This is a genomic window from Paraburkholderia sp. J94 (genome assembly GCF_905220285.1).
Classification (GTDB): domain Bacteria; phylum Pseudomonadota; class Gammaproteobacteria; order Burkholderiales; family Burkholderiaceae; genus Paraburkholderia; species Paraburkholderia tropica_A.
Genome location: NZ_CAJMZH010000002.1, coordinates 655,988 through 666,851 on the forward strand (window position 1 = coordinate 655,988; position 10,864 = coordinate 666,851).

Genomic DNA, 10,864 nt, shown 5'->3' on the forward strand with positions numbered 1-10,864 from the left:
CCCTGCACGTCCCCCTCTGAGGTTGTCCCTCACCAAGCCCCAGAGAATTTACTCCCTCCCGCGCTGCCGAGCACGACGCCGATGGTATAGCAAACAAGCTTCGCCTTGATCAAGGACCACAGCGTATCTGGAGTGAGTTGCTGACTTCGAAGATCCACGAAAGCGTCCACGTCATCCCGCGAGAGCTGGATCAAATCCCATAGTTGGGGCGAAACACAGAGAAGCGCCCCCACGATGAGCCCGCCAACCAGGACCTTCCATCCCCAATCCATGTGTTCGCAAATCAGATACCAGACGATCCCGACCACACCGCCGAAGAAGAGTGCTTTGACGCAAATCGGGACAAAGAGGTTGAATGTATCGAGAAAACCCACGGTTCTGGTCCTAAAAACCTGCTTATCGGCCAGCCCACGCGTTTCTTAAGCTTTTGTATGGCAATTATGCTAATCACGTAAAACACACCGCGTTGGAGGCACGGTGCTACACCACGAGAAAACAGAGCGGTTCTGCCCTCGCTTCGTCATCCACCTGCATGGCCTACTCGCCCTCCGTGCTGCACGCCTTCACCGCGTGCTGAGGCGCAGGAAATGGCTGGGCTTGCATCAGGTTCGCCGGAAACAGGTTGAGGAACGAACGTGCCTAGTCCATCGACCGATTCGACAGCCAGCCCTCGTATTCGCTTGGCGGAACGATCACCACTGAGCGCTTTTCGTCGCCTGGCTTGTGGAATCGCTTCATCAGCGGGTGCTGGGCAGAGTTGACCGTCAACATGGTGAACGAGAATGCCTTGCCTCCTTCCTCCGTCCATTCGCGCCACAGGCCCGCGATCGCAAACGGCGCGCCGTCGGCCATGCCAATGCGCCAGCGCACAGCTTTCCCGGTCGCGTAGTCGGGTTCGTAGAACGCCTCGCACGGTATAAGGCAGAGCTGCTGCTTTTTCCATGCCCCACTGAACGAACGCTTTTCGCCCACGGTCTCCGCGCGCGCGTTCATCGTGTCGAACACGCGAACGCCCGGCGGAATGTGCTTGCGCGGCACGATCCCGAACGTCGCGACGTCGGCCTGCACGCCGTCGCTTCCACGCCGAATGATCGGTGCCGGATAGTCCTTGTAAACCTCGTCCCGCCACGGACAATCGGGCAGCTCGACGCCGAACTGTTTGAACAGGCGAACACGGCGCGCGGCAGCGTAGTTCGTGCACATGGACAGCTCCGATAGGCGGTTTCTCATAATAGCCAGAATACCGTCAAGCCCGGCAATGCTGTACATCCATACAGCATCAAGCTCGCCCTGCGCCATCCCCCACCACTCACATCCGAACGCCTCGCCCAGGTCTGGGACGAGCCCCCGAACCCCGTGGTGCTCGAACTGCTGTGGGAGACCCACCGCCTGCGCGCGACGAGCTGCGCGCGAATCAGGTCCGCCACTTCCTTTCGCAGAGCGGCCGCGGCGTGATTCCAAATTCGGGTTGGGAGTACTTTCAGAACGAGCTCAACGCGGAGCCGTGTTTAGAAGACAAACCGACGCCGCGCCAGCAGGCGCAGATCGGCTCGATTGGGAAGCAGCCATTCGAGGAGCGTGCCGACCCACAGAAAGTAAATGCGACGCCGCCACATTTGCGATCTGGGCGCAAGGTGGTGTAACTCTAGGTAACAGAAATGCCGTACCATTCGGGCAATCGTGGTTTCCCCAATAATGAATACATACCCGCGTTAGGCCCATGAGCGACCAATTTTTTCCTAATCAGTCTGCGTTCGTGCAAGAGCAAGAGGCTCGGCTCCGAAAAATCGCGGCCGTCTTGCCAGAACCGGAACGGCTGGTTCTTTATGAAATTTTCTCGGCTTGCACTCCTGGACTAACGAAAACGACTTTTCGCGTCGAAGAAAACTACGTCGTCGCGTCGCAGGCAGGGCGCGAAATCACGTTTCCTCGGCCGGTGCCGCTCGTTAAGCTCAGCCATATTGTCTACGGTTATGAAGAGTGGCTGCAACGCAAGTACTGCCTGCCGGGTTTCGTCGAAGTGCAGCCCGGTGATGTCGTAGTAGATTGCGGCGCTTATGTCTCTGGCTTCTCGCTTAGTGCGTCGCGCATCGCAAGCCAGTTGCACGCCTTCGAACCTGATCGAGAAAATGCAAACTGCTCCCGTCGAAATCTCTCAGATGCGGCGAACGCGAAGCTGAACGAATGTGGACTTTACGACCATTCCGACGAAATGACGCTCAATGTCTCGGCCAATAGCGTCGAGCACTCGCTGCTACTACCCGACGACGGAACGGTCATCGAGAGGCGGAGTATTCGAGTCGTGTCGCTGGCAGACTATGCCCGCGCGAATAATATTGATCGCTACGATTTCGTGAAAATTGAGGCCGAGGGTGTCGAGCTCGAAGTCTTTGCGGGACTCGCCGACATGAGACCTCGGAAAGTGGCAATTGATGTTAGCCCAGAACGCAACGGCGAAAGCCCTGCTGACGAGTTTCGCATGCGCCTTGAATCTCTCGGCTACGAAGTGCGGCAACGTGGACTGGTGATGTTTGCACATCTGCGTGATCCGTCACGAACACTCTCTAATGCTGATGAATCTCGCCCCCGCGGCACTATTTCGCGCATTTTTGACGCCCTGCGGCGCCCGACTCAAAAAACGAAGGACCTGAACGATAAGAATGCCGCGCGCGACGCGAGCGTGCCGACTGTACCCAAAATTATCTATTCTCTGTGGCTGCAAGGTCGGGAAGATGCGCCCGAACTGGTACGCCTCAATTTCGAACGTTGGGCCCGGCTGAATCCGCACTATCGGCTGGAAATCCTCGATCGGGCCGCAGTGCTTCGCTTGCTTGCCGGCACAAGGATTAAGCTCGATACTCTGACGCATCAGGCCCTGTCCGACGTGGTTCGTCTGCGACTACTTCATGAGACTGGAGGTATTTGGGTGGATGCGACCGTCTTTCCGACGCAACCTCTAGACGATTGGCTGCCCGCAAGGATGACAGAAAGTGGGTTCTTCGCCTTTGAGAAACCAGCGCCCGACCGTCCGATCTCATCGTGGTTCCTTGCCGCAACTCCTGCGAACTCGATGGTCAAGGCGTGGTGGCAGAAGGTCAGCGAATTTTGGTCGTCTACTCGCGAAGCCATAGAAGGCATCCCGGAAGATCCAATCGCTGCCGTCACCACGACCTCCACTTTCCCGTACTTTTGGTTCCACTATCTGTTTCAGCTATTGGTCGAGCGCGACGCTCACTTTGCTGCGTCTTGGGCCGCTTGCGCAAAGTTCTCCGCCGACGCACCCCATGCAATGCAAATGCGGTTCGCAGCGCAACCTGAGCTTGAAAGAGACGACGTGGCCGAACTCGCTGCCGGAGCGCCTTTGCATAAGTTGAACTGGCGCGCTCCGTATCCGCTGGAATCGCTTGCCGCCTTGTGATGTAAACCGGAACAAGCACGCAACGAAGATCGATACGATCGCTGAGGCCGTCGTGGCCCTAGCATAGCGCCTGGAAATCGTCACAGTTTGACGCTCAGCCGGAATCGGCTGGCTAGAGAGCAACCCATAAGCCAGTTACAGCCTATGGGTTGTATTGCGCAAATACAGGCCACAGCCTGTTAAGCAGTCGCCGCCGGAGCAGCGGCAATCGCCGCAAGTCGCTTCACGACCAGGTCGATGTCGTGATCGCCGAGATCGAGGCCTCCCGGCCATGCCGACGTGTCGATGATCCGATACCCAGTCGGCAGCAGGTGCAACATCTCACCCGGGCGGTGGATCCATCGCCCATCCAGCCGCGGATAGCCGAACCACACGACCGCACCATTTCCGACGATCACGAGGCGCGCCAGCTCCGCGCTGTACTTCTGCAAGTACGCGAGGTTCGCGCCCTTCGGCGGCTCGAACGCGTGCAGCGCGCCGATCTGCGCGGCTGGCAAAAACAGTGGCGTGTACGTCGCACGCCAGCCGCCCAGCGAGTGCCCTTCCACGTTGAACACCGTGCCGCGCGGCACCTGCGCTTTGGCCCACGCCCAAATATCTGAGCAGCCGTCGTAGGCGCCGTGCGTCACCTGCACGCCGCCGTCGAGACTGACGGGGAACGTGGTGATGTCGTCGAACAGGTCGCCGAGCTTTCCGTCGCTGAAGCGCGTGCCGCTGATCGACAGATAGACGGCTCCGCCCGCGTCGCGCGACAGCACCGCCTGGCTGTCCTTGAACTGCCCGATCCACGTGTAGCCCAGCGCATCGAACGCGACGCGCGCCTTCGCCGTGTCGATGATGTACGCGGCGTCGGCGCGGCACGCGGCCGCGAGGATCTCGGCGAAGTTCACGACGCGCTCGACGCCGCTACGGGCGCTGAAGCTGCCGAATCGGATGCCGCCGCAGCGCCGGCGGCCGCCGTCGTGCCCAGCACCGCGCCGATCGAGTTGTTGTAGGCCGCGATCGCATTCTTGACGGTCAGCTCGAACAGACTGAGCGCGGCCACGATGATCGGCTTTTGCGCGGCTTGGATGTACGTGGACGCATTCACGGCGCTGATCACCGCCGGAATTCCGGTGTGGAGCAGCGTCTGAGCAGACGTGACCGTAATCGCCGATGCGGTAGTGCAGAACAGGCCATTCGCGGTCGCTGCGGCGCTCACGCTCGCGTCGATCGAGCTGAGGCTTTCGAGTGTCGGTTGCACGACCGCGCAGCCGTTCACGACGACCGTCTGCAGGTTCGCGAGGATGGTCGCGGCCGTGGCCGCAACGCTGGTCGACGTCGCCGTCGACGTGCCGGTCGAACCGCATGCCGAAAGCGCGAGCGCGACGATACCTGCCGCGAGGGCGGCAAAAAGCTTCTTCATGGTGGATGCCTTCTGGAGATATGCTGCAGGCGCGGCAGGAGTGGACTTCAGAATTGCCAGCGCGCGCCGGCCTTGATCGAAAAGCTGGTGTTGCTCTTTTTCACCGTGACGCTCAGACGAGTCGACGGTGGAATCTCCGCATACGCGACACAGCAGGAGACGTCGTAGGTGTCCGGGTTGATGACGGGAAGCACCTGCACGTGCGTGCACCCGGCGAGCACGAACGCGGCGCAGGCCGCGCGGATCACGCCTGCGCCGGCGGCGTGGTGCCCTTCACTGCGCCGCGCGCGCTCAGGTAATTGATCGCGGCATGCACGCCCACACAGATGAGGCCCGTGACGAGCGCCAAGACGCTTGCCAGTATCGGCGCATGCGTGATGGCGCCGAGCGCCCAGCTCACGACGGGCTCGACCGTCGCCGCGCTGATCGTGATGCCGCCGGTAACGATGCTGGATGTCTGGTTCATTGAGGCTCCTACTTTTGTGGTGGATGACTTCGACGGGCGAGAACTGATAGCCATCGCGGCCGTACTTCCGGGCGATGTAGATCGGGAACGGCAGCGCGTGAATACCCTCGTCTTTCCCGGTGTGATGCGCCTTGCACAGCAGAAGCCCGTTGACGGTCATGTCGTCGACGAACTGTTCCCAGTGCGTGAACGACGCCCAGTCGAATGCACGGATCGACTCGCCCCAGAAACCGGCGAGCGCGTCCTGCTTGAAGCGATCCCAGTCAATCATTTCCGCGAAGCTGCGCTCGATCGGATGGTGGTGTGCCTCGAGCGGATGCCCAGACTCTTCTGCGGTCGTATTGCAGATGAAGCACCGCGCGCCGTCGCGCGCGAGTAGTTGCTTGCGCGTGCGCTCGAACAGCGCGGTCGATTTGCGCGACTCGTGGCCCGGGATGTTCACCTCGACGGAAAGCGTTTCTTTTTCGGTGTGGATCTGTTCGACGGACATGGACGTAAACGAAAAAAGCCACCCAAAGGCGGCATCTGCGTGACACGCATAAACTGAAAATATGCGTGTGAGGAATTTCTAGGCAACGCCAGCGGCGACCGGCATGACGTCAGTGCGCATCGCCTGGCACAAGCGCGCGGCGCGCGCGCCGACCTGCTTGAACCACAGCGACGACTGCATTTCGTCGGCAGCCGTATCCCAGCCGCCTTCCTTCATCGCGGCGATCGCGCGCGCGAAGCCGAGGAATTTGTCGACGCCCAGATTGAAAGCGAGATTCGCCACGACGCGTTGACGAACTTCACTGAGCGTGCGCCACCACTTCGCGCGCGCGTCGAGCTGCGCAAGCGTGTCGGCGACGTCGGCGACCAGCAATTGAGTGATCTGAGCCTGCGTGAGCGGATACGCCCATCCGGCAGGCAGAGGCGTGGCCGTGAGGTTGTGCCCCACGCCAACGGTGAGCTTGCCCTTCGTGTCTTTGTACGGCGTCGTGCGCACGCCCTCATCGCGGCGCAATTCGGCATAGAGAAGTGTCAGGTTCACGATTCCCCCGGCCACTTGCCATGCGCCATCGCCCAAAGGGCCGCCGCGATTGTGATGAACGGCCCGAACCAGATGACCGCCTTGCGAATCACGCGGCCGGTACCGGCGAAAAAACTGATACCGCTCTTCGCCATCTTCAAAAGCTCGACGAGCTCAATCGTGTTCGACTCGACGCGCAATGTCGCTTCCGTGTTAGCGGCGAGCGCTGCCTTGTACTCCGTCATGGACTGCTCGAAGTTCGTCATGCGGGACTCCATTTCGCGGCGCCACTGTTGGTCTGCAGCGCGCCTCTCGATCTGTTCGTGGTTCAAAGAGATCCCCGTGAAAGCGACCGCTACGACGGCGGCCAGAAATGAAAAAAGCCGCCCAAAGGCGGCTTCGTTTTACTTGACACATAGGCCGAATCGGCCTACTTTATCGGTCAGAGGCTGCGCTTCCGTGCGGCCCACATCCGATGAGGAAAACCATGCTCCATCTCTTTCGCGCTCATATCGGCGCTTGAAACGCACGTCATGCTCTATCACCCGCCTTCGCCGGAAGATCTTGCGCGCCTCAAGGACGAGCTCGGCCTGAGCAGCGCGCAGATGGCAAGTCTGTTCGGCCTCTCGGGCGGCAGGCACTGGCGCAAGTACACGGGCGGCGAGCAGCCGCAACCAATCAGCCCGCTCCCGCTGTTCTTCGCGGCCGCGCGCATGGAGCTCGACGAGAAGACCCTCGAGAAGGTCCTGCAGCGCATGCGCCACATCGGTGCGACGATCGATTTGAACTCCGACTCCCCGGCGCCCGATGGAGAGCAGCAGCTGTAGCGATGGCGCTCGGTTGCGCCGCGGCATTGCAGGCACACGCCGATAGCATCAGCGACCACATCAAATTCGAAGCCGGCGTCGGCTTCGGTGTCGCGAAAGACATGGGCGACGGCGTGTGGGTTCAGGACGGCGCGCCCGACAACCGCGAGAAGCTGACCTTCCCGGCGCTCCTCGCCGGATTCACCGGTCCTGTCTGTGCGAGCGGCCCGTGGGATGTGCGCCGGCACCTTGGGGCTACACCTACCTCGGCGAGCAGCGCGCTTCGGTCATGGGCGTGCCCGATGATCAGTACAACCCCAAGACGCACCAGATCGTAGACTACGCGGGCGAGCGCTACAGCCCGTTCAACGGCCACGGCCACCTGCAAGGCATTCCCGCTACGCTCGATGTCGGCTACACCTACCGCGGCTGGCGATTCGGCGCCGAGGCCGGCGCATGGGTCTATTGGCAAACGTGGCACGAATCGCTGTACGACCTGAGCGGCCAGTGGGATGACCTCTCGCACAAGACCGTCGCGCAGGTCGGATTCGTCGCGGGCGCATCGATCGAGCGCGGCCCGCTGTCCCTGTCATACCGCTATTACCAGGTCAGCCAGAAGTGGAATCCTTATCCGGGCCTCGCCAGGGGCGCGCACGTTTTAATGATGCGTTATCAGTTTTAGTGGCGAAGCTTCGCATTAGGTCGCTTGCCGCAGTCGGTTACAGACCCGTTTCAGGCTCCGAATTGGTGCCGTGAGCCTCCAACTGGTGGAGCCCTTCACTGCCGCAAGCGCGTCACGTAACCTATTGATTTCGTCCTGTCCGGCGTGCAAATCTCGATAGCTCTGCCCAAGTTCTGCCCGTACATCTTCCAAGGCACTCCGATAGATGTCGGATTCGTTGCGAGCGACATCTATCTGTGTCTCAATCTGATCAAAATCAGTGCGTCGATTTTTCTTTCCCAATGTCGACGCATCCGCCCCCTCGTCAAGAATGCGATGCAATAGGGTATTTCGATTTTTAGGATAGTCGGCTGGATGAAGCGCGTCCACAGAACTGGAGCGCCGCAAATGTATAAAAATGTCGACGCCAGGAGAACTGGAAATTTCAACGACTTCGAACTGAATCAAGCCAAGGTAGGCGCTATCCCTGAGCAATAGCTCCAGCGATGATGGCGTAAATACCGAGCAATGCGCGTCATGATATGCGGCATCTTGCGATGCCATGCGCGCTTTCCACTCCGAGAATTCCTTCTCCAACGTTGTGGCGGCCGAAACCAAGTCAGGGTCAACCCCTTGGAAAAAACTGCCGTGCGGAACGCCGTGGTGATCGTAAGCCGCTCTGACCCATTGATCGTCAAATGCTTGAGCGAACGTTGGGCGACTTCGATCATGAAGCCATGCGTCAAGCCAATCTGACAGCCTTGTAACGGGACGGAAATAGTCATAGCAGGCGCGATGGTCAGGGATGGCCATTGAAATTACGCCGCCCGGCTTCAGAACCTTTGCGCAGCCCTGCAAAAATCGAATCGGATTTGGCAAATGCTCAAAGTTGTGCGAGGAGACGATGTAATCAAACTCGCCGAGCCGACCAGCCTGCTCAACGATCTGATCAATATGCGTGCATGATCCGACAAGATCGACCTCTTCTATCTTTGCGGTATTTTCGGCCGATAGTGTTGGATTCTCTGCAGCCCTGCCTCGGGTTGTCTGCGTATCGAATACATCCATCACAAGGCAATTGTAGCCTTCACGCTTGGGCGTCAGCGGCGACCAATATGGCCCGATTTCAATACCCAATTGATCTTTGTCGATGTACTTCAGAATCTGCTCGCGTCGATTCATTTCGCATCATCAGCCAAGGAGGGACGAATGGAAAATGATACTTCACAGAATGAAAAGCCGCTCCTGCTTAGCTACATGATGAGGCGAACAAGGGTCAACTGCAGACATGCCCGAAGCGCACTATGACTAGAACAAGCCACAAGGAAGCCTCTCACGGAAGACGATCAACTAGGTGGGGTGGGCGCCGCGGACGCATCGATCCCGCGCGGGCAGCTTTCCCAGTCGGGACGCTACTTTTAGGTCAGCCAGAAGTGGAATCCCTATCCGGACCTCGCGACCGGCGCGCACGTGCTCATGGTGCGCTACTCGTTCCAGGCGTTACCCATCTCCGCGGATCGGTGTGGGCGCAACCTCAATCATTCTTTGAGAAAAATTTCAAGTTACGCCTTATTACTCATTCTGTAGATCGAAAGTTTGGGTAAGGCTACAATCTCGGCACTTTGCCAGATAGCGCCAGGCGTATTGCATAGCCTTCGCTCAAAAATCAGGCAGGTATTGACGGAATCATGGGGCCGTCAATTGCTGATGATTTCAAGAACAAGGACATGCGGTGAGAGAGTTTGGACTGACTGGAGACCGGGTCACATCGGGTCGAATTGATGACATCGAAGCACTGCGCGCTGTCGCAATCCTGCTGACCATCATTGGGCACTTTCGATTCGTGCTGAAATGGCAAAACGCGAAGCTTCTCGGCATGGAGAATTACATCGCGCTGTGGGCTGGCGTTGATCTCTTCTTCGTCATTTCTGGCTTCGTGATCGCGCGCGATCTGATTGGCCGGTACGAGCAAAGCGAAAATCGCGAGCAGTTTTGGCGCGCGACCTTCGCATTCTGGATCCGTCGCGCGTATCGTATATGGCCGACGTCGTGGTTTTGGGCGACGATGCTAGTCGTCGCTGCCGTCGCAATCCCGGGCGTGAATTATTTCCCGCATTTTCGACTTGCGTTTGCCGATCTTTCGGCGGTCGTGATGCATGTCGTGAACTTCCATATCTGGTCATGCCAAGCACAGCTAGACAAGGCTGCATGCGGTGGGACCGTCATTTGGTGGTCGCTTTCGCTGGAAGAGCAGTTCTATCTAGCGCTCCCGCTGGTATTCCTCTTCGTGCCGAAAAAGAGGCTCACGGCTGTCCTGGTCGGCCTTATCGCAATTCAGTTTTTCATTCCGCGCGCCAATCTCACATTCGCGTGGTCTATCCGGACTGATGCACTGCTGTTCGGTGTCCTTCTCGCCATGCTTGAGCGGACCAAGTATCACGCCATTCTTACTCCGACCTTTATGAATAAGAGGCTTGTGGCGATCCCAGCCCTCGCGCTGCTGCTCTATCTTTTGGTCGAAATTCCCGGTAACGACTCGAAGATTCAGGTCGTCCCATTCTCCACGGGGTTGGTAGCACTTGTCGCGGCAATGATCGTTTTTATCGCCTCTTATGATCGCGACTACATCGTACGCAGTCGATCTTTGAAACCCATCTTCATCTACATCGGATCGAGGTCGTATGCGCTTTACATCGTCCACGCGTTCAACCTCTATCTGACAGCCCAAGTTTGGGATTGGCTTTCGCCTCGCGGTACTGCGTTCGGCCCGAATTACACGCTTCGGTTCGCTCTGACGTTCATCGTGCTAACTTTCGGCTTGGCGGAGCTTAACTATCGCCTTCTCGAAACGCCACTTCGTAACAGGGGAAAGCTTGCCGCTAAAAGCATGGCAAACGCGCCAACAACTTCTGAGGCCGCTTCCCCGGCACTAGCCGAACACGCGGAGCACTGACATCGCTAAATGGTGGCGCCCCCACCAATGTGGATTACTGCCAAATGCGCGTTAATCAGCGGCAACGGCCGTGCTGAACTTGGTCCCATCCCATGTCGATCCGATCGTAACGAAGTCTGTTGATTTGCAGTAGAAACTGACCCACT

At 58.7% G+C, this 10,864-nt stretch carries 12 protein-coding genes; 4 read left to right on the forward strand and 8 right to left on the reverse strand.

What is annotated here, in order from left to right; translation table 11 throughout:
* Nucleotides 1–29: 29 nt before the first annotated feature.
* Both U4Y88_RS06200 and U4Y88_RS06205 read right to left on the reverse strand, forming a co-directional pair.
* The gene (locus U4Y88_RS06200) at nucleotides 30–374 is read right to left on the reverse strand and encodes a hypothetical protein (RefSeq protein ID WP_321782934.1); all 345 of its coding nucleotides are present in this window, start codon (nucleotides 372–374) and stop codon (nucleotides 30–32) included.
* A gap of 265 nt (nucleotides 375–639) precedes the next feature.
* Nucleotides 640–1,203, reverse strand: a complete 564-nt coding sequence (locus tag U4Y88_RS06205) for an SOS response-associated peptidase (RefSeq protein WP_321782936.1) — start codon at nucleotides 1,201–1,203, stop codon at nucleotides 640–642.
* 517 nt (nucleotides 1,204–1,720) lie between these two features.
* On the opposite strand from U4Y88_RS06205, the gene U4Y88_RS06210 reads away from it, so the two are divergent.
* Nucleotides 1,721–3,418, forward strand: coding sequence for an FkbM family methyltransferase (locus U4Y88_RS06210; RefSeq protein WP_321782938.1), 1,698 nt, complete (start codon nucleotides 1,721–1,723; stop codon nucleotides 3,416–3,418).
* Between the two features lie 179 nt (nucleotides 3,419–3,597).
* Here the strand turns inward: U4Y88_RS06210 and U4Y88_RS06215 are convergent, their stop codons facing one another.
* From U4Y88_RS06215 to U4Y88_RS06235, 5 genes are all read right to left on the reverse strand, one after another.
* Nucleotides 3,598–4,308 carry a hypothetical protein gene (locus U4Y88_RS06215; RefSeq protein ID WP_321782940.1) on the reverse strand — a complete coding sequence of 237 codons (711 nt, stop codon included), beginning with the start codon at nucleotides 4,306–4,308 and terminating at the stop codon, nucleotides 3,598–3,600.
* Nucleotides 4,305–4,823: a hypothetical protein gene (locus tag U4Y88_RS06220; protein WP_321782942.1), complete on the reverse strand. Its 519-nt coding sequence runs from the start codon at nucleotides 4,821–4,823 to the stop codon at nucleotides 4,305–4,307. The genes U4Y88_RS06215 and U4Y88_RS06220 overlap by 4 nt, the downstream gene beginning before the upstream one ends.
* Nucleotides 4,824–4,870: 47 nt before the next feature.
* Nucleotides 4,871–5,779, reverse strand: a complete 909-nt coding sequence (locus U4Y88_RS06225) for a hypothetical protein (RefSeq protein WP_321782944.1) — start codon at nucleotides 5,777–5,779, stop codon at nucleotides 4,871–4,873.
* A gap of 78 nt (nucleotides 5,780–5,857) precedes the next feature.
* Nucleotides 5,858–6,319 carry a glycoside hydrolase family protein gene (locus U4Y88_RS06230; RefSeq protein WP_321782946.1) on the reverse strand — a complete coding sequence of 154 codons (462 nt, stop codon included), beginning with the start codon at nucleotides 6,317–6,319 and terminating at the stop codon, nucleotides 5,858–5,860.
* Nucleotides 6,316–6,564: a hypothetical protein gene (locus tag U4Y88_RS06235; protein WP_310633727.1), complete on the reverse strand. Its 249-nt coding sequence runs from the start codon at nucleotides 6,562–6,564 to the stop codon at nucleotides 6,316–6,318. The genes U4Y88_RS06230 and U4Y88_RS06235 overlap by 4 nt, the downstream gene beginning before the upstream one ends.
* Before the next feature lie 267 nt (nucleotides 6,565–6,831).
* Here U4Y88_RS06235 and U4Y88_RS06240 point away from each other — a divergent pair, with 267 nt between their 5' ends.
* Entirely contained in the window at nucleotides 6,832–7,125 is a 294-nt protein-coding gene (locus U4Y88_RS06240; RefSeq protein ID WP_321782948.1) for an XRE family transcriptional regulator, read from the forward strand.
* Between the two features lie 208 nt (nucleotides 7,126–7,333).
* Nucleotides 7,334–7,786, forward strand: a complete 453-nt coding sequence (locus U4Y88_RS06245; protein ID WP_321782949.1) for a hypothetical protein — start codon at nucleotides 7,334–7,336, stop codon at nucleotides 7,784–7,786.
* Between the two features lie 15 nt (nucleotides 7,787–7,801).
* Here the strand turns inward: U4Y88_RS06245 and U4Y88_RS06250 are convergent, their stop codons facing one another.
* Entirely contained in the window at nucleotides 7,802–8,947 is a 1,146-nt protein-coding gene (locus U4Y88_RS06250) for a methyltransferase domain-containing protein (protein ID WP_321782951.1), read from the reverse strand.
* 550 nt (nucleotides 8,948–9,497) lie between these two features.
* Between U4Y88_RS06250 and U4Y88_RS06255 the strand changes: the two genes are divergently transcribed.
* Nucleotides 9,498–10,718: an acyltransferase gene (locus tag U4Y88_RS06255; protein ID WP_321782953.1), complete on the forward strand. Its 1,221-nt coding sequence runs from the start codon at nucleotides 9,498–9,500 to the stop codon at nucleotides 10,716–10,718.
* Nucleotides 10,719–10,864 lie beyond the last annotated feature (146 nt).

Excerpts from the sequence above, each read along its gene's own strand:
- U4Y88_RS06205 (WP_321782936.1), bottom strand. The coding sequence starts at position 1,203 with ATGTGCACGAACTACGCTGCCGCGCGCCGTGTTCGCCTGTTCAAACAG.
- U4Y88_RS06220 (WP_321782942.1), bottom strand. The coding sequence starts at position 4,823 with ATGAAGAAGCTTTTTGCCGCCCTCGCGGCAGGTATCGTCGCGCTCGCG.
- U4Y88_RS06225 (WP_321782944.1), bottom strand. The coding sequence starts at position 5,779 with ATGTCCGTCGAACAGATCCACACCGAAAAAGAAACGCTTTCCGTCGAG.
- U4Y88_RS06210 (WP_321782938.1), top strand. The coding sequence starts at position 1,721 with ATGAGCGACCAATTTTTTCCTAATCAGTCTGCGTTCGTGCAAGAGCAA.
- U4Y88_RS06235 (WP_310633727.1), bottom strand. The coding sequence starts at position 6,564 with ATGACGAACTTCGAGCAGTCCATGACGGAGTACAAGGCAGCGCTCGCC.
- U4Y88_RS06240 (WP_321782948.1), top strand. The coding sequence starts at position 6,832 with ATGCTCTATCACCCGCCTTCGCCGGAAGATCTTGCGCGCCTCAAGGAC.
- U4Y88_RS06250 (WP_321782951.1), bottom strand. The coding sequence starts at position 8,947 with ATGAATCGACGCGAGCAGATTCTGAAGTACATCGACAAAGATCAATTG.